The organism is uncultured Campylobacter sp. (assembly GCF_938030815.1).
Classification (GTDB): domain Bacteria; phylum Campylobacterota; class Campylobacteria; order Campylobacterales; family Campylobacteraceae; genus Campylobacter_B.
Window position 1 is genome coordinate 1 of record NZ_CALHII010000171.1, and the last position, 23,845, is coordinate 23,845.

A 23,845-nucleotide genomic window follows, 5' to 3' on the forward strand; every position below is an offset into this window, starting at 1 on the left:
ATCGTTACCCAACTGCAAAAAGGTAAGGTTAAATCTGTTGTTGAATAAGGATTTGAGGTTGGAAGTTTGTGAGGTATTGAGTTGTTGAGTTTATGAGTTTGGGAGTGAATTAGTAAGTTTGCTAACCCTATAAACCCATTACGCTCAACAACCAATAAGCTTATAAAGCCAAACACTCATAAACTCAATAACCCACCAACTCAATAACTCACACAACTCATAAACTCAAAAAAACTCAAATTATGGCTAAACAAGAAATGAAATACGAAGAGGCTGTGGCACAACTAGAAGCAATTGTTCGCCGAATGGAAACTGGCGAACTCAACCTCGACTCGCTTGCCGATGAACTGAAAAAGGCTCAAAAACTTATCAAGATGTGCAAAGACAAATTAACCAAGACCGACGAGGAAATAAAGAAAATGCTGGAAGAAGAGGGTTAGCCTCCTTTTATTGCTCTAAGTACATGGTTGTTTTTGAATCGCTTTCAACTGCTTATGAATATTAGCGTTGAAATTGTCTTGACTGTAACCTTTCTGAACGAAGACAAAATTGAGAGAATAGTCAAGACAACTTCTAATAATAATTGAGATGAGATAATTCATGCTGTCGTTTTTATCCATACTTCCACTTGTTATCATCATCGGCCTTTTTTCCCTCGGATGGTGGTACTCCTCTCCAAAGCAGAAAGGCAAACGGGGTGAACAGAGAGTAAATGACATCCTTTCCCGTTTACCGAAAGAATACCATATATTGTGTGACATTGTGTTGAGAACAAAAAAAGGCACAACACAAATCGACCACATCGTTGTTAGCAAGTATGGCATCATTGCTATCGAAACCAAGAACTATCGAGGCAATATATACGGAGATGATAACCGCAAGGAATGGACGCAGCTTATAGTCACCAAAGTTACTTTTGCGAAAAAATGGTGGAAAACATACACGTACGTTACAAAGAAGCATTTTTATAACCCTGTTAAGCAATCTGCAGGTCATACTCTCAAAATTAAAGAGCTGCTAACCGCTTATCCACATGTCAAAATTGTGTCTATTGTCGTGTTTACTCGCGAGGCCGTGTTGAATAACGTCAAGAGTAACCATCATGTCATTTACGAAGACAAACTCTTGGAGGTGATAAGTGGATATAAAGCGACATACCTGACAGATAATGATGTTCAAACCATACTTACAATACTCAATGAAAACAATATAAGAGAGAGCGTAAGCGACAGACAACATATTAAGAACATACAGGCGACAGCAAGAGAAGTCAATGAAACTATCAAACAGGGTGTCTGTCCAAAGTGTAGAGGCCATCTTATAGAGCGACGAGGTAAATACGGCACTTTCTATGGTTGCTCAAATTATCCACAATGTAGATTCACTGTAAGACAGAGGCATAAATGATTTCAATGTCTTAATTTGCTTACCTTTTATTGAAGTCAAGATATCTTCAAACTCAACAGCTAAAAAACACACAATCTCGCAGAGTTAAAAAATTACGACATATTTTACAAAACGCAATCTATTCGCCACTCCTTCTAGCGAAAACTAACGCCCAAAAGCATGTTATTTAGCAGGAATTTCGGTCTTTCACATTCTATTTTTTGTCTATTTTTGAGCATAACACAAGCAAAATGCACCATTTTGCCTTTCTAGAATGTCGCCGACTCGCAAATTTTCGCCACCCCTAAAACGACTTTTAATGGTCAAAACACCACCTTTTTGAGCACATTTTTCCTCTAAGCATATCCTTCTTTACCATTCACAGCCCCCAAAAAGCCAACATACAAGATGCAAGAATATACATTCCACCTTGCATTTTGCGGCATTACGTCTTGCATTTTGCAGCATTTTACCTTGCATTTAGCAGCAAAACGCCTTGCGTTTTGCCGCATTTTACCTTGCGTTTTGCCGCTAAATGCGGTGCAATTTGCTGCAAATAGCACTTATTTTGTTGTTAATTGCCCACCATTCTGCATAATTACGCATTTTTATACGGCAAATCGGCTTGCTTAACCTTACAGGCTAATGCCAATTTTCTGCCCCAAAAAACCTCCGCGAGAATTGAATATTTGCCACCGAATGGGCAATTGGTGAACGGCGAGGGCACTCTCGATGTTAAAATTTACACCGAAAACTTTACGCTCTCCCAAAAATACAAGATGTGTTTAACAATAAACAGGGCAAAGATAAGCATAAGGCATTTCGCGTTATGCAATACAAATCTTAGCAATCCTTATGCCCGATGAGGGTCAAAACGCTACTGATTAACGCGTGCAACAAGCAATAAAAAGACATTAAGCCAACAAGTTGCAAGCCAGTAAGCCCGCTAACGTAAGCGCCACAAAGAATGCCACAACACCCGCGCAACCCTTTCGTTGCGGTTCGCCAAGATAATCGTTGGTGCTAGAAGGTTCAGGCCTATGCGCGTTAGTGCCGTAAACACCTCTCCTACGCTTAGGAACATCCCGCTGCATCAGTTGGTTATACTTGTTCCAAAGTTTAAGGTATGTGGGGTCTGTTTCGCCCTTCACCATCTTCATATAGTTCAGTCGGTCGCGCAAAACTGCATACAAGGTGAGGTATTCACCATGCCCCCTAGTCTTACCATGTTGCTCACGATAAGCGTGCAAGGCTGCTCTGGCAGTCTCCCAATAGCCATAACGTTCCCACATATATAACAAACTGCGTATCTGCCGTGCATATTCGCGCGTTACGTTCACCTTATGGCTCACCACAACGCCCGTAACCTGCTGCCTTCGTCCACGTCGTTGCAAGCGCGTTTTGCGGTCGTTCAGCCTAAATCCGTACTTCTCAACGATGCCAGAAACCTGCAAATAGAAACTTCCCGTTGGGCGCAGCACATCCTTGTCGCTGCTAAACGACATGTCATCGGCATAGCGCGAGTAGGTTGCCCCTATGCGTTGGGCGGCGGTAGCCAACTCTTCGTCCATCTTTTTGCACACCATATTCGAGAGTGTTGGCGAAGTGGGAAATCCCTGCGGCAATACATCGCCCTGCGGTTCGGCAGCAGTACACAGCCCCGAAAGCAGGCGTGCGGCCTCGGCAGAGCACTTTAAAGGCTCTGCCAACAAAACGTCTTCCACCATTTGCCTAGTAATGGAGGGGAAGAAATCTTTGATGTCGATGTTCAGGATGTAGCGTTTGCCCAGATGCTGTTGGGCATTTTGCACCACCGAACGCCCCTTCACAAAGCCGTAACACCAAGTTGTGGGTTCGTAATACTGCTGCAACAAGGCATTAAAGCCCTTTAACATGTACAACAAACTCTGATGGGGAGCCACGATAGCACGCGTTCCGCCGTGCTTTTTGTGCATGCGGTAGCGTTTTGCTCGGCGGTTGTCTTTACTAGTGTCTGCAAAGCAAAGCATCTGGTTTCGCCTGAAACCCGAATGCTCACCAATGTTGTAGGCCAAGGTATTAAGTACATTGGTCAGTTCGTCGGCCGAGTATATGTATTGCAATTGGTTGCCTATTAGTGCTTTTAGGTTTACATCTCTATCAGTTCGGGCCATGCTATCTAGGGTTATATCGTAAAAATATAGGAACGCCGTAGAAGTTTACTTTATGGTAAAACCCATTTACCATAAACGATACTTTGTATCAAACTCTGACGAATACATCAGAAACTACCTCTAAATTTCTTCGGCTATTCCTATACGTTGGCAAAGATAAACATTTCTTTTTATACTACAAGCGTTGCGTTATATGGTTTATGATTTATTTACATTTTGGCATATACGCTGCAATTTCACTTCACAAAAAAGGCACAAAAGATGCGAGCAGAACCGCAAACGCCACTTTTGAGCACACAATTAGCTTGCGAAAGGGAACTTACGCCCCCTTCTTTCGCCTGCAAATGCAGTTTTTTATGCGCACACACAATAATGCGCAACGAGAGTCGTTATATAATAACGTATACGTACACATATAAAAAACATCATTAATGATTGAATATATCAAGGGCGACTTGGCCGAACTTACCCCAGCAATGGCTGTGATTGAGGCGGCCGGGGTGGGCTATGCGCTCAACATATCGCTGAATACATACACCGCTATCCAAGGTAAAGACAAGGTAAAGTTCTTTGTTCACGAGGCATTGGTAACGGGCGGGCGCGACGATTCGTACACGCTTTATGGGTTCGCCACGCGTCAAGAGCGCGAACTTTATCGCTTGCTTATCAGCGTTTCGGGCGTTGGAGCCAATTCGGCACGCATGATTCTTTCGGGAATGTCGCCCGCCGAACTGTGCAATGTCATTGCCGCCGGCGACGACAAGATGCTGAAAACCGTTAAAGGCATTGGCGCAAAGACGGCGCAACGCATCATCGTAGACCTGAAAGACAAGATTGTTACAAGCGGAGTGGCCCAAGAATTGTCGGTACCCACAAACGCAAACGCCACGGTTATGAACACAGCCGTGAAGGACGAGGCCGTGGGCGCACTTACCATGCTGGGCTTTGCACCGGCAGCATCGGCCAAGGTGGTGGTTGAAATACTGAAAGAACAACCCGAACTGCCCGTTGAACAGGTGGTGAAAGCGGCGTTGAAAATGATAAAGTGACCCTGAAAGGCGTGCTGCGAAGTAAGAAAATAAAAAGGACGTTGATGGTGGTACTCGTCATTTGCTTGGCGGGTTATGCCCTCGCTTTGCCCTTTGTGCAAGACAACAGAGGGCGAAGGCAAAACAACCGCACGCAAAGAAACGCCAACACGGCACGTACAAGAAACGCCAACACGCCCCAAAACAACACGCCTCAACGCGACGTGGAACGCCCCACCCTACCCGAAGACGAGCAACCGGAAGACACAACGCTGGTGATTGACAACGAAGACACACCTGAAACACAAACCAACGACAACCCCCAAACAGCCCCTGCAACACCGCTTTGGCGCGTGCAGCCCACTACGCCCACCACTTATGGCGACCTATGGCAAAACGCAATGGACCTGAAACGTCCTGAAAACATGAAACAGGGGGTGGAATATAACGACACGCTTGACCGCTATCTGCTTGGAACGAAATGGGGAAGGACGTATCTGGGAACGCCTATCATGATGACACCCGACGAATATCGGCGTTGGAGCGAACGACAAGCACGCAACAGCTTTTTCAGGAAAAAGAACGACGAGATATATAAGGCGAAAGGCAAAGAGAAGTTCGACTTCACCGACATGCACTTCGACTTAGGTCCTGCCGAAAAGATATTCGGACCTGGCGGTGTGCGCATCAAAACGCAAGGTTCGGCAGAAATTCGTTTCGGCGCTACACTTAAAAACATCGACAACCCGTCTATACCCATCCGTAATCGCAAGACTACGACGATGAACTTCGACGAGAAGATTAACATCAACATGAACGGTAAGGTGGGAGATAAGGTGAACATGAACCTAAACTACAACACCGATGCCACCTTCGACTTTGATGCGCAGAGCCTTAAACTGAAATACGACGGTAAGGAAGACGAGATAATAAAGCTTGTTGAGGCTGGCAACGTGAGTTTTCCAGCCAACTCATCGCTCATCAAGGGGGCCAGTTCGCTCTTCGGCATACGTACTGATTTGCAGTTTGGTAAGCTGAAAATGCAACTCGTGGCCTCGCAAAAGAAATCGTCGTCGAAAAGCGTTTCTTCGCGCGGAGGCGTGCAACTAACGCCTTTCGAGTTGGATGCGGCCAACTACGAAGAAAACCGACACTTCTTTCTTTCGCACTATTTCCGCGACAAGTACGACGAGTGGATGGCCTCGTTACCCACCGTTAAGAGTGGCGTCAGCATCAATCGCGTGGAGGTTTGGGTAACAAACAAGACGGGAACAACCACTAACACGCGCAATATCGTGGCCCTTACCGACCTTGGCGAGGTGAGCCACATCTCTAATCCGCTGTGGAGCGCATCGGGATTGGTGCCTGCCAACAACGCCAACTCCGAATATCCGGCGATGGTTAGCACATACGTTGCAGCCCGCAACATCGACCAAACGTCGACAACACTCGACGGAATAGCGGGTTTCGTGGGCGGAAACGACTACGAAAAACTTCAAAACGCACGACTACTTCAACCCTCCGAGTACACCGTTAACACCACGATGGGCTACATTTCGCTAAGGCAAGGCCTGCAAACCGACCAGGTTTTGGCCGTGGCCTACGAGTACACTTACGGCGGAAACACCTATCAAGTGGGCGAATTTGCTGCCGACAACACCGACACCAATCAGGCGTTGTTCGTTAAATCGCTCAAAAACACCAGTAACAACCCGCGGCAAGGCAACTGGCATTTGATGATGAAGAACGTGTATTATCTGGCAACTTCGGTTGAGAAAGAGCGTTTCCGTCTAGACATCAAGTATCAAAGCGACACCACAGGCGTTTACCTTACTTACATTCCCGAAACGCAAGTAAAAGACCAGCCCTTAATTAGAGTAATGGGCGCAGACCGCCTTGACAATAACAATAAAGCGCACGCTAACGGCTATTTCGACTTCGTTGAAGGCTATACCATAAGCAATGGGCGCGTGTTCTTGCCCAAAACACAGCCCTTCGGCAAGCACCTGTACAACTATCTTCGGGCCAAGGGCGTGCCAGATGCCGTTGCTCGCAGCTACACTTACGAGCAACTGTACGACTCGACCAAAACCATTGCCAAACAAATTGCCGAGAAAAACAAGTTCATCCTTACCGGGCAGTATCGCGGAACCAGTGCCAACGTCATTTCGCTTGGTGCATACAACGTGCCGCAAGGTTCGGTTGTGGTTACGGCTGGCGGCGTTAGGCTCACCGAAGGCGTAGATTATACCGTGGATTATTACGCCGGCGAGGTTACAATCCTTAACCAAAGCATCTTGGATGCAGGCACAGCGGTGAACGTTTCGCTAGAAAGCAACACCGACTACGGCCAACAACGCAAAACGATGTTCGGCCTAAACTGGGAATATAACTTCTCGAAAGACCTGCAACTAAGCGGTACCTTGCAGCACCTGACAGAGCAAGCACTCACCACGAAGGTGAATATGGGTGCCGAACCGCTGAACAATACCCTCTGGGGACTGAACCTTAATTGGAAGAAAGAAAGCCAATGGCTTACCAATTTGCTCGACAAGATACCCTTCTTGCACGTTAGTCAACCCTCGCAAATAAGCTTTACGGGCGAGTTTGCCCACCTCATAGCCGGTCATGGCAAGGGAACACAAGACAATGCCTCGTATCTCGACGACTTTGAAACCACAAAAAGCTCGCTCGATGTTAGCACGCCCACCTCGTGGACGTTGGCCAGCACGCCCTCGATGTTTGCCGAACACAACGACAAAGCCACGCTTAACAGCGGATTTAACCGCAGTCGACTGGCTTGGTACACCATAGATCCGCTGTTTACTCGAAGAAGTAGCTCGCTAACGCCCTCGCATATCAAGGGCGACTTGCAACAATTGTCCAACCATTACGTGCGCGAAGTGCCCGTAAGAGAGCTTTTTCCCAACCGCGACCAAAACAGTTATGGTGGCGTTTCAACCCTATCGGTGCTCAATTTGGCCTTCTATCCGGCCGAAAGAGGACCTTACAACTTCAATCCCGACCTTAATCCCGACGGTACACTCGACAATCCCGACAAGCGTTGGGGCGGTATGATGCGCAAACTAGACACAAACGACTTTGAGGCTGCCAACATCGAGTACATCGAATTCTGGATGCTCGACCCCTTTATCTATTCTAACCGCCAGCCCAACGCCAACGACTATGGCGGCGACTTCTACCTCAACCTGGGCGAAGTGAGCGAAGACGTGCTGCACGACGGCAAGAAATTTTACGAAAGCGGCATGCCTGTCGACGGCTCACAAAGCTTTGTTACCACCCAATGGGGTAAGATACCCACCCAAGCCACCACAACCTACGCCTTTGCAACATCGCGTGGAGCGAGGGCAATGCAAGACGTTGGATTTAACGGATTGAACGATAACGAGGAGCGTTCGTTCCCCGCTTACCAGTCGTTCCTTAACGCGGTAAGGGGCAGGGTGAGTGCCGCCGTATTCGATTCGATACAGGCCGACCCCGCCAACGACAACTACCACTACTTCCGCGGCTCTGATTACGACCGTGCCGAACTGCCCATCTTGCAACGATACAAACGCATAAACAACCCCCAAGGCAACTCGCCCGACAGCGACCAACGCAGCGAAAGCTACGACACATCGTACAAGTCTACGCCCGATGTGGAAGACATCAACCAAGACTATACGCTCAACGAATACGAAAAATACTACCAATACCACGTATCGCTGCGCCCACAAGACATGGTGGTGGGCCGCAACTTCATCGTAGACAAGCGCGAGGCATCGGCCTCCTTGCGTAATGGAACCAACGAAAACGTTACTTGGTATCAGTTCCGCATCCCCGTTCGCGAATACGAAAAGCGGTTCGGCGCCATCTCCGACTTTTCTAGCATCCGTTTCATGCGTATGTTCCTCACAGGCTTTAAGCGTCCCATCGTTTTGCGTTTCGGCTCGCTCGACCTTGTGCGGGGCGAATGGCGTAGTTACGAACAAAACCTTAGCAATACGGCTTCACAAACAGGAAAGATGTCGGTTAGTGCCGTAAGCTACGAAGAAAACAGCGACAAAACGCCCGTAAACTATATCCTTCCGCCTGGAATAGAGCGCGGAGCCGACCCCAACCAGCCGCAAATGGTGGAGAACAACGAGCAAGCGCTGAGCCTTGTTGTGGACAATCTGGGGCAGGGCGAAGCGAAAGCCGTGTACAAAAACACCACTATCGACCTGCGACAATACCGTCGTTTGCAGATGTTTGTGCATGCCAACGCGCTCGAACCCAATGCCACAGCCTTGGCCAACGGCGAGTTGTCGGTGTTCATTCGCTTGGGTAGCGACTACAAAAACAACTTCTACGAATACGACATTCCCCTATCGCTTACGCCTGCACGCCGCTATAACGACCGCTTGTGGGCAGATAGTCGTGCCGTTTGGCCCGAAGAAAACATGCTCGACATAGCCCTCAGCGTGTTTACCAACTTAAAGAAGGCACGCAATAAGGCACGTGCCACGGGATTAGCCTCGTTTACTTCGCTATACAGTGCCTACGATGTTGATAAACCAAAGAACAAGGTCAGCATTATGGGTAACCCCACTTTGGGCGAAGTTAAAACCATTATCATCGGCGTACGCAACAATGCCGCCACACAAAAAAGCGGCGAAGTATGGGTGAACGAACTGCGATTGAAGGAATATGAGAACGAAGGCGGATGGGCTGCACAAGGAAACCTTAACGTGCAACTATCCGATTTCGGCACGCTCAATCTGCAAGGACGATACGTTTCAGAAGGTTTCGGTGGATTGGAAGACGGCGTTGCCGACCGCGCCAAAGACAATTTCAAGTCTTACAGTGTAACAACAAACCTCGAATTGGGCAAGTTCTTCCCCGAAAAAGCCAAGGTCTCGGCCCCGCTTTACTACTCCCGAACACAGGAAGAAAGCAGTCCGAAGTACAATCCGCTTGACACCGACTTACGCCTTAAAGACGCTCTCGACGCGGCAAACCGCCAAGAACGCGACTCAATTAAGAGCATTGCCATACGTCGTACCACCAATACAAACTTCTCGTTGTCTAATGTTCGCATCGGCATACAGAACAAACGCCACCCCATGCCCTACGATCCGGCTAACTTCTCGTTCTCGTATAGCAGCTCTTCGCGTTTCACTAGCGGCGAAACAACCGTCTACGAACGCGAAAACAACTGGCGTGCTGCAATGGCATACAACTGGACTCCCGTGTACAAGCCCCTCGAACCATTTAAGAATATCAAAAGCAAGAGCAAGTGGTTAGACATTCTTAAACGGTTCGGACTGAACTGGCTGCCTCAAAATCTCTCGTTCAACTCAGACATCAACCGCAGTTATTACGAACTGCAAGAGCGCGACATGGAGAGCAAGGGCGGCGACCGCTTACCGCTAACCTTTAATTCGCAATTCCTTTGGAACCGCGACTTTGCCGACGATGTCGCTGCTCTCGCCGACGCTGCGGCGAAATAGCGCGGTCTGTTCGAGCTTGGGCGTTTCGATGAGACAAAAGCCGTAATTGCGTGCCACACGCTCGCACACGCTTAAAATTTGCGAGTAGATGCGCGCCTGCTCGCCTGAAATATCGTTCATACCGCGAAGTGCTTTGATCATCTATAAAATCCTTTGTGAAATTTTAAAATTTTTCGGGGCGATTATAGTTAAATTTTCCTAAATTTTAAGCCCTGCCGCTCGCAGCAACGCATCGGTTCTGCTTATTTACATTGCGCGCCGTTTCGGCTTAGGCGCCTATTTTAAACCGGCTAAGCTTGGCAGTAAAATTTCTACTTCGCCACTTTCATAGCCAAGAATTCCTCGTAGCGGCGATCGATGATCTCTTTGATCTCGGCGTAATTTTGCGGCGAATTTTCTATGTAAAAATAGGCGTTGTCGAAGTTTTTATCGCCAAATTTGCGCGCGACGAAATCGTCGTAATCTTGCAAATACCAGCCATGCGTTTTGGCAAATTTCGTGCGGTCCGTGGTGTAGTAGGCATTTGCGAAGGCCTTGCCCGCGGTGTTTAGCTCGTCGCTGCTTAGCACGCCGTCCATGGCGTCAAAAAAATACCGGCGATAATCAAAACTATCGTCCATCCGCGCTATATCGTCCGCGAAATCCGCCGCGAAGTCCTTGGAGTAGAGCTTGCGCTCCATGCACCAGCGGAAGAAAAACGCGATGTGCGTCGCGCCGTTTTCCTGCGGGATATCTGTCGGCGCATTTTTCGCGCCCCAGTGCCATTTTGCCTTGTCGTAGGTCACGTAAGCCATTTTGCTCTCCTTTTTTTGGACTTTAAGTTGCATAAATTTTAGAAATTAAAAGCAAACGACGCTTGGTAAAGCTCTAAATTTTATCCGATGCAATCTGCGCCGTGAAATTTCAAATTTTATATCAGATCGCTCCTTACCTCATAATCGCATTCGCTTCGTAAAATTTTGCCGCGACTAAAATTACGTTTAAATTCTATCGCATCTCGTAGAATTTCATGCACCCCGTCCTGTGTCTTTCAGTCGCTGTTTTGCCGCCGCCGTCATATCCTCTTCATAATCATACCACGCAAACATCGCGCCGTGCTGCACAGAGCCGCCCAGCAGATCGCCTCCCTGGCGGTTTTTCAGATCAATATTTGCGACCTTAAATCCATCCAGCGTCGCTGCGAACTCGCGCAGGCGCTGCGGCGGGGATTTGAGCTTGGTGTAGAGGTAGCAGCGCCCCGCCTGGCCCTTGCGTCCGACGCGCCCGCGCAGCTGATGAAGCGACGCGAGCCCCATCCGCTCGGCGCCCACGATTAAAATGACGCTAAGCCGCGGCAGCGAGATGCCCACTTCGACGATCGTCGTGGTTATCAGCAGTCGCCCCTCGTCGCGAAAGCGGCGCAGGATCTCCTCCTTGTCCTTGTCGCTGCCGTGGGTAATCATCACGTCCGCAAACTGAGCCTTCCAAAACGGCGCCGCCTCCTCAAGGCTTTGATAGACCGAGCTTTCGCTTTGCTGCACTAGCGGGTAGACGATGATCGCTTGATTGCCCGCAGCAAGCTCGCAGCGCAGATCCTGCATAAAGCCCGCAAATCCGTCGTTTTGCAGGATTTCGGTTTTGATACGCTTTTCAAACGGCAGCTGTTTTAAAAAGCTAAAGCTCACAAGCTCGGACTGGATCATGCTTAGCGTGCGCGGTATCGGCGTGGCGCTAAATTGAATGAAATGCGCGCGAAACTCGCCGCTCCCCGTGAGGCGCGCAATCTTTTCGCGCTGATTCGAGCCGAAGCGGTGCTGCTCATCGACCATTATGAGATTTGACGGCGCGAGCTCGTGGTAGAGCAGGGCGTGAGTGCCGATGATAAGGTGCGCGCCTGCGAAATTCGGCTCGCGATCGCCGCTTTTTACGAGCAGGACCTTAATCTGCGGCGGCAGCAAACGGCGAGCCTCAGCGTAAATTTGCTCGGCCAAGATGCTCGTAGGTGCCATCAGATAGCTGATGCGCGGGTAGTTCATCGCCGCGCTCGCGAGGATAACGAGCGTCTTGCCGCTGCCTACGTCGCCCATGACGACGCGGCGGCGCGCCAGAGGACTTTGTAGATCGCTGGCAATATCCTTTATCGCGCTTAGCTGATCGCGCGTAGGCTCGAAAGGCAGCGAAGCGAGCCAATCCGAAATGTTGTGCAATGGGTAAATTTGCGCAGGGAAGCTCGTTTTTTTCGCGCTTAGCTTTTGTAGGTAGTTTAGAATTTCGATAAATTTCAGCGTGCGTAAAATTTCAGCTCCGCTCATAGATGCGACGGCTGTAGCCTGTACGGCCTCGGCGGTATGGACAGTTCCAACGTCGCTTACAATTTGAGCGATTGCAGGTATGGTGGTTGTAGCTTGGGCGGCTGCGGTATGGATAGTTTCAGTTTGATAATGCGTAGGTTGCACGGCACAATCGCGCGAAGCGCTCATCGGTGCGGCGAGCGCGTCCTGAACAGCCTCGGCGCTTGCATTTTGAGTGATCGTAGGCTTTGCGGTTGCAGTCTGCACGGCTACTACCGTCTGAAGATTTTCGATTTGATCGCACGCAGGCTGCGCGCTCGTAGCTTGTGCATCCAATGTTTGGGTAGTCACGGCTTGCGCGCTCGCTACTTGGCTTGAAGTTTGGATTGCTGCGGATTGCGTATCTACGTCTTGGGAACTTGAATTTTGTTGTGCGACTGCGGCTTGCTCTAGTATGGATTGCACTGTTGCGGCTTGAGCGTCTGCTGGCCGTGTCGCTGCTTGGGTGCCTGATACTAGGTCATTTGAAATTTTACCGCCGCTTGTAGCCACATCATTGCCAGCTTTAAGATCGTCTGGAATTTTATCCTCACGCGCCTCGGCGCCGTATGCGGCAAGAAAATTATCGTCGCCTTGAACGTTAAAATTTTCGTCGTTACAAATCTCTGCGCAGCGCGCCCGAGGCTGACCGCCGTCTAAGATTTCATCGCTCGCAATCTCGCCGTCGCGGAGACTTGGGTGGGGCAAAGCCTTCGTGTTCTTTGGAATTTCTCCGCTTAAAATTTTATTCGCCGCACCACGCTTTGCCTCGCAGGCAAGAACTCCGTCGCTTCGCGGATAGTTTGAAATTTTACCTCCAAAAATTTCACCGTTTTGCGATCTGCCCTTTAGAATTTCGGCGGCGACCGAGCTTTGCAAGCTTGGAATTTCGCCGTTATCTGAAATTTTGCCGTCATTTAAAATTTTATCGCTGCTTAAAATTTCATTGCCGCTTGGAATTTTGCCGCTGTTTGAAACGTCGTCGCGCTCGCTAAAATTTTCCGCGCCGCCTTCCTTGAGCTGCCTATTTAGCGCGGCTAGCATTTGCACGCTGCGCGGCGAGCTCTCGTGTAGCGCGAGCAGTACTGCCGCTTCGTCCGCGCGCAGCCCGCAGCCTAAAAGCACGCCCGCGCTTAGATATTTTTTGATCAGCTTTTGCACCGCGGCGTCGCTCAGCGCGGCTTTGTATTTGGGCGCGATCCTGCCCGGCTCGCTTACGATTTTTGGGTTTACGAACTGCCACGAGCCGAAGCTCTCGTCGCATTTGCCGTGGATGAAAAATTTTTTGCCGCGCTTAAAGGCGCCGAAGTGCCAGTTTTTGGCGTTAAAGATCACGATTTTGATCTCGCGCTCCCAGCTGAGGCAGTGCGCCGTGACGATGAGCATCGAGCCGCGCCTGTGCTGGAAGAGGCACTCGACCTCCGCCGTGCTCTCGCCCGCACACGGCGCATCCCCCACGCTCAGATCGTCGAAGCTTTTGGGCAGAAGCAGCGCCAGATCCAAAAGCGTCGTGATGCCCGCCTTTTGCAGCGCCGCCGCGTCTTTTGCTTCAAAAATCAATTTTCATCCTTTAAATTTGATAGGCGCTTAAGCCCTCGCGCTGCGAAATTTTACGCGCCGCATCGAACGCTTGCTTAAATTTGCTCGGAATTTCACCCATTGCGGCAAATTTGCTCGCCGGCTGTGCCTACAAATTTTACTCGCCCTGCGCGTATTTTGCTTGGCAGCCGTGCTTTGGCGGTGCGCACCGGATATTAAACATAGTGCGATCGCTTTTAAAATTTCACGGCGCGACTTACAAACGGCGTGCGAAATCGCGCTTTGATTTTGCGCGCTGAAATTTTACCGAGCCGCGCACGGCGTCTTTAAATTTAGCTGTTCTTGCAAGGCTCGTAAATTTAATCGCTTCTTGCAAAGCCCCGCAAATTTTAGCGCGACGCAGGCGCAGCTTTAAATTTAAACGCAAGCCGTCCGCAAATGGAGCGCAAAAGTAAAATTTAGCGCCGTTCGCGCCGCTTTACAAATTTTAAAATTTACCCAAATTTTAGGCCGGTCGCAGGTGTGCACTCGCTGTACTGCAACGGGCTAAATTTTAAGCCCCTTTTTCGCGGCGGTCTCGTCGCAAATGACGGAAAAGCTTAGGTTTATGATCTCATCGTGCGATCTGATGAAATCGTTGAGCGCCCCGAGTTTTAGTGTCTCGATGCGCTTTAAATTTCGCTCGAACTCGCCGAATGCGTAGCCCTTGTAATACTCGCTCTGCGCGATCGCCGCTCGCTTAAACATCGTCTCTTTTTGTAGCACGGCGCTTCCGATCAGGAATTTTTTGGCGCTTTTCAGCTCCGCTTCGCTCACGCCCGAGGCGATAAATTTCGCGATCTCCTCTTTTACGAGCGTGGCGGCGTTTTGTAAATTTTCGTTTTTGGTCTGCAGATAGCCCCAAAATTCGCGGCGGCTAAGCTCGAAATCGCCGCGCGCATAGACCGAGTACGCAAGGCCGTGCCTGACGCGGATGCGCTCCATCAGCCTGCTACCGAAACCGCTGCTTCCGAGCACGAAAAGCGCGGTGTTTGCGATGAACTCCTGCTCCTTTGGCAACGCAAAGGGCGCGCCGAAGTAGATGTAAGCCTGCTGCGTCTGCTCCTTTTGGATCTTTATTTTTTTCGCATCGCTCGGCGTGAAAAACGGTAGCTCGCGCTTTTTGCCGCTTGCAAAAAGGCTTAAAATTTCCGCGATTTTCGGGTTTTTATCGCTCACGTCGCCGCATAAAACGACGTATAAATTCTCTAAACTCAGCGAGGAGAAAAACTCCCGTACGTCCTTCATCGTGATCCGCTCTACGCTCGCCTCGTCGCCTATGAGCGGCTGAGCGAGCCTCGTGCGCGGATACAGAAGCGCTTTTAGGTTGCACGTCGCGATGTAATCGAACTCGCTTTTTAGCACGGCGATCTCGCCTATGGTTTGCATTTTTAGTTTTTCCAGCACCGAGGGCGTTAGATTGGGCTCTTTAAGCAGCTCTCGCAGCATGTCTAAGCCGAAATCGAAGTGCTCTTTTAGACAGTTTAGCTGGATGCCGAAGGTTTCAAAATTGCTCGCGGCGCTGATCTCGACCGCGCGGATATCGAGCTTGCGGTGAAATTCGCTCACTCCCAGCGTCTTTGAGCCCTCGCCCAAAACGCCCGCGCAGATGCGCGCAAGGCCCAGGGTCTTCTCGCTCACCGCGCCGCTTGCTTTAAAAATTAGCTTGAAGCTCGCCACCGGCAGCGAATTATCGAATTGATACAAAAAGTCGATTTTAGCGCTCTTGCCGCCTTTGATTTTAAGTGAAATCTCTTTTTTTTCCATCGTTTTCCTTTATAAAATTTTTAAATTTCATCGTTCTTTCAGGCGCGGTTTTAAAATTTTGACGCAGCCGCGCCGCTTTTGAAATTTGCGCCGGGACTCACTTTTAAAATTTCTCTAAAACAAGTTTTCAAAATTTTCTTCAAACTCGCTTCTAAAATTTCGCGCTAGGGCAGTTTTTCCAGTCCTGCTTTAAAATTTTGAAAATTAATCGTGCCGCATTTTTGTAAAATTTCAGCGCCCGAAACGCCGCGTCGCGCCGTATTCGCAGTACGAGACGAAATATATTCGCGCCCAAATACGGCAAGCGTTGTAAACGAAATATCTCTCACGCGCCGTCTACGTCGCATTGATCTTGCGGCGTAGATTTCGCGTCCGAAAAATTCTAAGGCAAAATTCTGCAGCGAAATGAAATTTTACCGCGCAAATTCCGCTTGCGTCCGTAAATTTAACCCCCGTACCGATACCAAAATTTTAAATTCCGTTGCAAGATTCCACGCTCGCGATCGCGAATTCGTCATCTGTTTTAAGCCAAATTTGCCGCTAAATTCGCGCCGTAAGCGTATAAATTTCTTGCCACAAACGCGCAAAACCTGCACCTAAGCGTACGTCTCCAAAATATCGTAGTTGGTGTTGCGCTTGGCGGGTATTTCGCCTACGTCGCGGATCAGCGCTATCATCTCGTCCTTGCTCATCCGAAAGCTCGCGCCTGCGGCCTTTACGACGTTTTCCTCCATCATCGTGCTTCCCAGATCGTTCGCGCCGAATTTTAGCGCCAACTGCCCGATGTAGCTACCCTGCGTGACCCAGCTGCTTTGGACGTTTTTGAAATTATCCAAAAATAGCCGCGAAACGGCGAGTAGGCGCAAGTAGCGGTTTGGGCTTTGCTTTTTGATCTCTGGGTGCTCGCGCAAAAGGCGGGTGTTTTGCCCCTGAAAGCTCCATAAAATGAACGCTCGAAAGCCGCCCGTGCGGTCTTGCAGCTCGCGGATTTTTTCCCAGTGCTCTACGATCTCGCGCGTACTTTCAAGCGTGCCAAACATCATCGTGGCGGTCGTTTTCATACCGATGCCGTGCGCCTCCTCGTGCACTCTAAGCCACGTGGCGCTGTCGCTTTTGCGCGGCGCTACGAGGTCTCGCACGCGGTCGCTTAAAATTTCGGCTCCGGCTCCGGGCATCGAGTAGAGCCCCTTGGCTTGCAGCCTGCGAAGCACTTCGAGCGTGCTGATGCCGCTAAGACGCGCGATATAATCGATCTCGATCGCCGAGAAGCCGTGGATCGTGATGCTCGGGTACTTTTTGCGGATGAACTCCACCAGATCCTCGTACCATTCGATTTTCAGCTTCGGATGGACGCCGCCTTGAAATAAAATTTGCGTGCCGCCCACGGCGATGAGCTCCTCGATCTTTTCGCTAATCTGCTCAAAGCTCAGCACGTAGGCGTCCGCGTCGCTTGCGTGGCGGTAAAATGCGCAAAATTTGCAATCTACCATGCAGGCGTTGGTGTAGTTTATGTTTCGATCGATGATGAAAGTCGTGACGCGATCCGGGTGCAGCTCGCGCTTGCGCGTAAACGCCGCGCGCCCAAGCTCGTTTAGATCGGCGTGCTCGATTAGCTCTAGCGCCTCATCGGCGCTCATTCTAGCCATTGGCTCCCTTTAAATTTGCATCGCTCGCGGCGACGTTAGAATTTTTATCGTCGGCACCCGTGCTGTCCGTGCCGCTTAAATTTGCGTCGCCGTCATTTAAATTTACGCCGTCTGCGCCGCTAGAATTTCGACTGCTATCTTTTTTAATTACGATCTGGCCGTTTTTTACGCCTAAAATTTCGATGCGGTCTCCCTCGTTCAGATCTGAAATTTCATCGCTTTTCCAAAACGTGCCTTTGAAATAGACCATGTCGTTTTTGACGGTGCCGGTGCCGCTTTCGTCTAAAAAATTATCCTCATGCTTCTCTTCGGGTTTGAAAAAGCGCGATTTTAGCGGCCTTTTAAGTGCAATCAGAAGCACGAACGAAAGCACGAACGAAAGCAGAATTTGCACGTCCCAATCAAGATGAAAGCCGAAGCTCAAAAGCCCCGTGATGAAAAATCCGGCGCTGAAAAATATAAAGGTAAAATCCATCACCAAAAGTTCGACGATCGCCAAAATCACGCCGATTATGATAAAAATCAGCGCGTTCATTTAGCATCCTTCGCGCCGTTTTTGTCGAGGAATTCTTTAAGCACGCTAAGAGAGCCGATAAGCTCGCTCGTTTCGTAAGGGATCAAAATTTTATCCTTGCTCGGGTTTTTGGACAGCTCGCTGAAGGCGTTTACGCGACCCTGCGCGAGCAGGTATTCCGCCGCAAAGCTAGAAGCGCTCATCGCTAAATTTATACTGTCCATCGCGTCTTTTTGACCCTGTGCTAGCGCGATCTGCTCGTATTTTTTAGCATCCGCCATACGCTCGATCGCCTCGGCTTCGAGCACTTTCTCTTGCTTTAGCGCTTCGGCGTTTCGGATGAGGGCTGCTTTTTCAGCCTCGGCTTTAAGCTCGATCGCGCGCTTTTCGCGCTCTGCCTTCATCTGCATATTCATCGCCTCTTCGATGCCGTGCGGTACCGAAATTTCGGAGATCTCCACGCGCATGATCTTTACGCCCCAGTTATCCGCGGCGTCGCCCAGAGCGATTTGTAGCTTGGAATTTAGCTGATCGCGCGAGCTAAGCGTGCTATCTAGGCTCATCTCGCCGATCGCGCTACGTAGCGTCGTCATCGCTAAATTTGAAATCGCGCGACGATAATCCTCGACGTTATAAAGCGCCATCTTACCGTCGATAACCTTCAAAAACACGATACCGTCGACGCTTATGTTGACGTTATCTTTGGTGATGACCTGTTGCTTGCTTATATCCACCAGCTGCTCGCGCACGCTCATCTTCGCGCGCACCGCGTCAAAAAACGGCACGATGATGTGAAAGCCGCCGTCAAGCACCTTATGAAAGCGACCCAGTCGCTCGATGATTAAAATTTCCGATTGCGAGACGATCTTGACCCCCATCTTTAGAATTGCCGCGATGAGGACGCAAAATACTATTACCGTAGTTACGAACCCTTCCATTTTCACTCCTGAATTAAAATTTCGCAATTATAGCATTTTTAGCTTATTTTGGCTTTTAAGGCGCGTCGTGATACAATTTCGCTAGATTTTTTATATTAAATTTACGGGATAAAATTTTATGATCAGATACATCGTGCTACTTCGCCATTCACGAAACTACCGCCTGCTCTTTTCGGCGGGTTTTATATGTATGTTCGGCTTGTGGTTTTCGGTCGTTGGGATCGCTACGCTGCTGATTGAGCTTGGCGCGCCGGTGTGGGCGATTACGGCGGTGGGCGTCGTTTCGTTCGTGCCGAACGTTTTTTTAGCGCCCATCAACGGCATCATCGTGGATAAATTTCAACCAAAGCCGCTGATGACGGCGATGTTTATAACCGAGATGATCAGTATTTTCATGCTGATTTTTATCGATAGTTTGGATTATTTGTGGCTGCTGCTTCTGATCGTAGTCGTGCGCAGTGTCGCAGGCACGCTGTTTTTTCAAACCGAATCATCTACGCTGCCGAAATTTCTAAGCCGCCCCTATCTCAAGCTTGCTAACGAGATGACGGGCATTATCTGGACGATCACATATACTTTCGGCATGGCGAGTGCGGGTATTTTTATCCACTATTTCGGCGTGCGAGCGGCATTTATTTTGGATTTTTGCTTATATATTTTTTCATTTTTCATCCTGCTGCGGCTAAATTTTAAAGACCTCGCAAGAAACGCGCGTGAGCCCGTGTTTAAGATGCTCAAAGAGGGCTTTTCCTACCTGCGCTCGCATCCCTTGGTGGTGCATCTCATCGTGCTTCACGCCTTTGTCGCCGTCACCACCTACGACAATCTCATCGCGCTTCTTGCGAAGTATAAATACAAAGAAATTTTAAGCGCCTCGCTAGTCATCGGGCTTATGAATATGTCGCGCTCGGTGGCTGCGTTTTTCGGACAGATATGGCTAAGCAAGATCGTAAATAAGCATACCTTTTTTTGGCTATTGCTGGGGCAGTTTGCGGGCATCGCGCTGTGGGCGGTGCTGGAGTTTAACTACTGGCTTTCGTTTGCGGGTATGATCGCGGCGGGATTTTTCATCACGACGGTGTGGTCGTATTCTTTTACGCAGCTGCAAAACCACGTCGATAGGGAGTTTTTCGGGCGCGTCATCGCCTACAACGACATGGCGTATTTCATCGTCGCGACGCTCGTGTCGGCTGCGATCGGATTTTTCTTCGAGCTTGGATTTTCGCTCTCGCAAATCACCTTCGGCATGGGCTTTATGTTCGCAATCGCGGCGTTTTATTATAAATTTTTGATCTACGAAAAAATTTAAAATCAAGCCGCTATCTTTTCGGCGCGATCTCGGGGCGAAAGATAGCAAATACGAATAAAAAGCTCATCGCTGCGAAAAATACCCAGATAAAGCCGTTTGCGCCCAAAAATTTCATCATCGCGCCGATTATCAAAGGCGAGCAGAGCGACGCGCTCGAATAGATAAAGAGCATCGCCGCCGAAATTTGCACGCGAGATGCACCCTCGCCGGTGATGGAGTCGTTCGCGCGTGCAATGGCGAGCGAATACAAAGGAAAGGCGCCGAATCCTAATATCAGCGCAAGCGCGCACGTTAGGATGAAGCTTTTAGCAAAAAATAGTGCCGCGCAAGCTACGATACCGATGGCGCAAACTATCATTATCGCGCGTTTGCGGCCGAATTTATCCGAGATTATGCCGCAAATAAGCTGCGATAGGAAGCCTCCGACCATCGCCGATCCCATAAATGCGCCCACCGAGCCCACTCCAAGCCCCGCGCTTAGCACGAAAACGCTCGCCATCGAAAAAAAGCCGTTAATCAAAATGCCCGCGCAAACCACCGTCGCAAACGCAAGCGGCGGCACGATCGAAATTTGCGGCATCGAGACGCGCATGCGAGCGGGAACTCTGGGAGGGTTGAAGCGGATTAAATTTACCGGCAGCAGCGCTAGGATGATGAAAAATGCGCTTAGCACGAAGACCTTCATCGTTCCGAAATTTAGCGCCAAGATTATAACTCCTATCGCAAACGCGCCGTAAAAAACCGCTTCGTAGATCGCGAGCACGCGGGAGCGGATGGAGTTTGTGATCTTTGAGTTTATCCAGCTTTCGATTATCATCAAAAGCGCGTAATAACAAAAGCCCAAAATGAAGCGCAAAATCGCCCAATACACGAGGTTTGAGCCTAGATCGTGCAGCATTGCAGCAATTCCGAAAAGCGCCGTAAATACTGCGTATGCCCGCACGTACGAGAGCGCGCCGATTATCGAAGGCACGAAAAAGCCGCTAAAGATCGCTCCTAAAAAGAAAAACGCCGAAATCGCTCCGATCTCAAGCTCGCTGTGGCCGGATTCTTTTAGCATGATGCCCGCGCTTGCGATGACTAGCGCGTCGCCGATAAACATAAAGAAAATCCCCAGAAATAGGGGGCTTAGCGAGCGTGCCGCGCGCATAGATTCAAACAATGACTTTCCCTTGGAATTGAATTTGGCGTATTGTAGCCTTTTATTGATTAAAGCTCGGTTTTTATGTAAAAAATATTTGAAAAATTTCGATTCGGATAGGGATTTTAAAAAGATGCGAAAATTTATAAAGAAAAATCAAGCCAAAATTTTATCGCAGATGCCTAAGATCAAGTGCAGGTAGTGCGCCGAAAAGCCCAGCGTGCGATAAAATTTTACCGCAGCGGTTTTAAAACGGCGCGAGCGTTTAAATTTAGAGGCAGGTCCGCAACGAAGCGCTGAAATTTTAAGATAAAATTTTAATCCAAACGTTAAAGCTCTGGCAGCCGTGCCTCGTCGCATCAAAGAGACGAGTTTTATCAAAAAGCCCTGCAGCCAAAACCGCTATCCGCGCGGCTAAATTTCAAAATAAAATTTCAATCTTTGCGGATAAATTTATGCGACTTGCTTCTAAAGATAAAATTTTAAAATTTCATAGAGCAAAACCGGGGCGCAAAAGGGGCAGAATTTAAAATTCTAGCCGTTTTGCATGATCCCCTTTAGGCTGCGATATTCCTCGCATTCGCCCGTTAGCTTCGCGTCGGTGCCGATGGCGAGGATGCGACCGTTTTTCATCACGGCGATATTATCGGCGCGCTCGATCGTGGAGAGGCGGTGAGCGATTACAAAGACGATTTTGCTTTGTTTGATCTTTTCGATGACGTTTGAGATCTCCTTTTCGCTCGCGTTATCCAGCGCCGAAGTCGCCTCGTCGAATATTAAAATTTGCGGGTCCTTATACAGCGCTCGCGCGATGGCGATGCGTTGGCGCTGTCCCCCGCTAAGATTTGCGCCGAACTCGCTAAGCACGGTGTAAATTCCATCCTTCATCGAGCTTACGAACTCATAGGCGTTGGCTAGCTTGAGCGCCTCTATGACGCGCTGTTCGTTAAATTCCGCGCCGTAGCTTACGTTTTGCGCGATCGTGTCGTTGAAAATATAGACGCGCTGGCTTACCAGACCGATGTTTTCGCGCAGGCTAGGGATGCTAAACTCGCCGATCTCGTCGTTGCCGTTGAATAAAATTTTACCGCTGCTTGCGTCGTAAAAGCGCATCAGCAGGTTCACGACCGAGCTTTTGCCGCCGCCGCTGTTTCCGACGAGCGCTAAAATTTCGCCCTTTTTGACGCTAAAGCTTATGTCTTTCAGCGCCGCCTTGTCGCCGTAGTTTAGCGACACGTCGCAAAAGCTCACCGAGCCTATCTCGCCCATCTGCTTGCCGCCTCCGACGATCGTAGGCTCCAAGTCTATGAGCTCAAACGTCCGCTCGCTCGCTGCGATAGCGTCTTGCATGTTGTTGTAGAGCGATGAGACCTTTTTTATCGGGGTGTAGACCATAAAAAGCGCCGTAAGGAAGCTGAAAAAGCTGCCGATGCTCATTTGACCCGCGATGACCTCCTGTCCTCCGACGATGATCACCACGGCGATGCCCACGGCGCCCAGCATCTCCATGATCGGGCTTACCAGACACGTCGTTACGACCGCCTTTAAATTTAGACTGAAAAATTTCTTGTTTTCGGCGTTAAATTTCTCCACTTCAAAGCTCTCGGCGTTGCTTGCCTTGACGATTTCGATGTTGGAGTAAATTTGACTGAGCGCCGAGGAGATATCGGATGTTTTCTCTTGAGACTCGCGCGAAATTTTCTTCATCCGCTTTGCAAGGCGCGAGAGCGGATATATCGCGCACGGAAAGACCACGAGCGCGAAAAACGAAAGCTTTGGGCTCTGATAGATCACGACGCCCAAAAGCCCCAAAATCGTAATGATCTGCGTGAAAAAATCGGGGATCATATTCGAAACTACGACGCGGATGCGCTCGATATCGTTGATCGTGCGGCTGATGAGCTCGCCCGTGCGGAAGCGGTTGAAAAAATCCACGTCCAGCCGCACGAGGCTTGCGACGAGCCTATCGCGGAAGCGGCGCACCGTGTCTTGACCGATGAAGGCGGTGAAGTAGTTTTGCATAAACGCGCCGCCGCTTTTCATCGCAAAAACCACGATGATCGCGATCGGAAGCGTGTAGAGATACGGCTCGTTTTTTTCGACGAAAATTTTATTTAAAACGGGCTCGACCAGCTTCGCGCTCGTAGCAGTCGCCACGCTCGTCATCACCATACCCAAAATCGCCAATGCAAACTGCGGCTTATAATCCCTAAAATAGGGCTTAAAGCGCGATAGTAAAGTTTTAAAGCCGTTCAAATGCTATCCTTTTTTATAAAATTTTTAAAATTTAAAATCCAAAAATTCATGAAATTTCAAAATTGATGGAATTTCAAAATTCCTAAAATTCCAAAATTTATAATTCTAAAATTCCTTAAATTTTAGAATTTTGACCGCGATGCAGCACAAAATTTATGGGGCGGCGCGGGACTAATTTGCGCTTCGCAAGCTCGCCAAATCAACTCACTCGCATGCGGCGACCGTGCGGACGACGCCGAGATTTAGCTTTTTTGTTTGCCGCGTTCGAAGCATTAAGCGCTTAAAGCAAGCGAGTTTTTATTTGTCGCGATCTCTAAACGCTTTCGCA

At 49.3% G+C, this 23,845-nt stretch carries 15 protein-coding genes and 1 pseudogene; 5 read left to right on the forward strand and 11 right to left on the reverse strand.

Features of this window, described 5'->3' with window-relative positions; translation table 11 throughout:
- Positions 1 to 242 precede the first annotated feature (242 nt).
- Together xseB and Q0277_RS06680 are read left to right on the forward strand one after the other, a co-directional pair.
- On the forward strand, positions 243 to 440 hold the full coding sequence (gene xseB, locus Q0277_RS06675; protein ID WP_297996698.1) for an exodeoxyribonuclease VII small subunit: 198 nt from the start codon (positions 243 to 245) through the stop codon (positions 438 to 440).
- A gap of 160 nt (positions 441 to 600) precedes the next feature.
- Positions 601 to 1,407, forward strand: coding sequence for an NERD domain-containing protein (locus tag Q0277_RS06680; RefSeq protein ID WP_297996699.1), 807 nt, complete (start codon positions 601 to 603; stop codon positions 1,405 to 1,407).
- An 893-nt stretch (positions 1,408 to 2,300) separates the two neighbouring features.
- Here Q0277_RS06680 and Q0277_RS06685 read toward each other — a convergent pair.
- Positions 2,301 to 3,488, reverse strand: coding sequence for a reverse transcriptase family protein (locus Q0277_RS06685; RefSeq protein ID WP_297996701.1), 1,188 nt, complete (start codon positions 3,486 to 3,488; stop codon positions 2,301 to 2,303).
- 482 nt (positions 3,489 to 3,970) lie between these two features.
- Here Q0277_RS06685 and ruvA point away from each other — a divergent pair, with 482 nt between their 5' ends.
- Entirely contained in the window at positions 3,971 to 4,588 is a 618-nt protein-coding gene (gene ruvA / locus Q0277_RS06690) for a Holliday junction branch migration protein RuvA (protein ID WP_297996703.1), read from the forward strand.
- 404 nt (positions 4,589 to 4,992) lie between these two features.
- The gene (gene sprA / locus Q0277_RS06695) at positions 4,993 to 10,059 is read left to right on the forward strand and encodes a cell surface protein SprA (protein WP_297996722.1); all 5,067 of its coding nucleotides are present in this window, start codon (positions 4,993 to 4,995) and stop codon (positions 10,057 to 10,059) included.
- On the opposite strand, the pseudogene Q0277_RS06700 reads toward sprA, so the two are convergent.
- The 7 genes and pseudogenes from Q0277_RS06700 to Q0277_RS06730 form a co-directional block, all read right to left on the reverse strand.
- Positions 10,015 to 10,200, reverse strand: a pseudogene (locus Q0277_RS06700) (histidine--tRNA ligase); the annotation flags it as partial. The gene sprA and the pseudogene Q0277_RS06700 sit on opposite strands and share 45 nt — an antisense overlap.
- Positions 10,201 to 10,370: 170 nt before the next feature.
- Positions 10,371 to 10,853: a hypothetical protein gene (locus Q0277_RS06705; RefSeq protein WP_297996705.1), complete on the reverse strand. Its 483-nt coding sequence runs from the start codon at positions 10,851 to 10,853 to the stop codon at positions 10,371 to 10,373.
- A 213-nt stretch (positions 10,854 to 11,066) separates the two neighbouring features.
- The gene (recG, locus tag Q0277_RS11185; RefSeq protein WP_366517331.1) at positions 11,067 to 13,754 is read right to left on the reverse strand and encodes an ATP-dependent DNA helicase RecG; all 2,688 of its coding nucleotides are present in this window, start codon (positions 13,752 to 13,754) and stop codon (positions 11,067 to 11,069) included.
- A 699-nt stretch (positions 13,755 to 14,453) separates the two neighbouring features.
- A complete protein-coding gene (locus Q0277_RS06715; protein ID WP_297996707.1) occupies positions 14,454 to 15,713 on the reverse strand; it encodes a pitrilysin family protein in 1,260 nt (419 codons plus the stop codon).
- 596 nt (positions 15,714 to 16,309) lie between these two features.
- Positions 16,310 to 17,359: a dehypoxanthine futalosine cyclase gene (locus tag Q0277_RS06720; protein ID WP_297996709.1), complete on the reverse strand. Its 1,050-nt coding sequence runs from the start codon at positions 17,357 to 17,359 to the stop codon at positions 16,310 to 16,312.
- Positions 17,352 to 17,894, reverse strand: coding sequence for an NfeD family protein (locus Q0277_RS06725; RefSeq protein WP_297996711.1), 543 nt, complete (start codon positions 17,892 to 17,894; stop codon positions 17,352 to 17,354). Before Q0277_RS06725 ends, Q0277_RS06720 begins: the two co-directional genes overlap by 8 nt.
- Positions 17,891 to 18,811 (reverse strand): stomatin-like protein, encoded by a 921-nt coding sequence (locus Q0277_RS06730; protein ID WP_297996713.1) that lies wholly within the window; start codon positions 18,809 to 18,811, stop codon positions 17,891 to 17,893. The genes Q0277_RS06725 and Q0277_RS06730 overlap by 4 nt, the downstream gene beginning before the upstream one ends.
- A 118-nt stretch (positions 18,812 to 18,929) precedes the next feature.
- Here Q0277_RS06730 and Q0277_RS06735 point away from each other — a divergent pair, with 118 nt between their 5' ends.
- On the forward strand, positions 18,930 to 20,120 hold the full coding sequence (locus Q0277_RS06735) for an MFS transporter (RefSeq protein WP_297996715.1): 1,191 nt from the start codon (positions 18,930 to 18,932) through the stop codon (positions 20,118 to 20,120).
- A gap of 10 nt (positions 20,121 to 20,130) precedes the next feature.
- Here Q0277_RS06735 and Q0277_RS06740 read toward each other — a convergent pair whose 3' ends face one another.
- The 3 genes from Q0277_RS06740 to Q0277_RS06750 all read right to left on the reverse strand — a co-directional run bounded on the left by Q0277_RS06740 (position 20,131) and on the right by Q0277_RS06750 (position 23,517).
- Positions 20,131 to 21,282: an MFS transporter gene (locus tag Q0277_RS06740; RefSeq protein ID WP_297996717.1), complete on the reverse strand. Its 1,152-nt coding sequence runs from the start codon at positions 21,280 to 21,282 to the stop codon at positions 20,131 to 20,133.
- A 135-nt stretch (positions 21,283 to 21,417) separates the two neighbouring features.
- Entirely contained in the window at positions 21,418 to 21,642 is a 225-nt protein-coding gene (locus Q0277_RS06745; protein WP_297996718.1) for a hypothetical protein, read from the reverse strand.
- Between the two features lie 153 nt (positions 21,643 to 21,795).
- On the reverse strand, positions 21,796 to 23,517 hold the full coding sequence (locus tag Q0277_RS06750; RefSeq protein WP_297996720.1) for an ABC transporter ATP-binding protein: 1,722 nt from the start codon (positions 23,515 to 23,517) through the stop codon (positions 21,796 to 21,798).
- Positions 23,518 to 23,845: the final 328 nt, after the last annotated feature.

Coding starts and splice junctions, on each gene's coding strand:
- Q0277_RS06730 (WP_297996713.1), bottom strand. CDS start 18,811: ATGGAAGGGTTCGTAACTACGGTAATAGTATTTTGCGTCCTCATCGCG.
- Q0277_RS06705 (WP_297996705.1), bottom strand. CDS start 10,853: ATGGCTTACGTGACCTACGACAAGGCAAAATGGCACTGGGGCGCGAAA.
- Q0277_RS06715 (WP_297996707.1), bottom strand. CDS start 15,713: ATGGAAAAAAAAGAGATTTCACTTAAAATCAAAGGCGGCAAGAGCGCT.
- recG (WP_366517331.1), bottom strand. CDS start 13,754: ATGCTCATCGTCACGGCGCACTGCCTCAGCTGGGAGCGCGAGATCAAA.
- ruvA (WP_297996703.1), top strand. CDS start 3,971: ATGATTGAATATATCAAGGGCGACTTGGCCGAACTTACCCCAGCAATG.
- Q0277_RS06680 (WP_297996699.1), top strand. CDS start 601: ATGCTGTCGTTTTTATCCATACTTCCACTTGTTATCATCATCGGCCTT.
- Q0277_RS06735 (WP_297996715.1), top strand. CDS start 18,930: ATGATCAGATACATCGTGCTACTTCGCCATTCACGAAACTACCGCCTG.
- Q0277_RS06725 (WP_297996711.1), bottom strand. CDS start 17,894: ATGAACGCGCTGATTTTTATCATAATCGGCGTGATTTTGGCGATCGTC.
- xseB (WP_297996698.1), top strand. CDS start 243: ATGGCTAAACAAGAAATGAAATACGAAGAGGCTGTGGCACAACTAGAA.
- sprA (WP_297996722.1), top strand. CDS start 4,993: ATGAAACAGGGGGTGGAATATAACGACACGCTTGACCGCTATCTGCTT.
- Q0277_RS06720 (WP_297996709.1), bottom strand. CDS start 17,359: ATGGCTAGAATGAGCGCCGATGAGGCGCTAGAGCTAATCGAGCACGCC.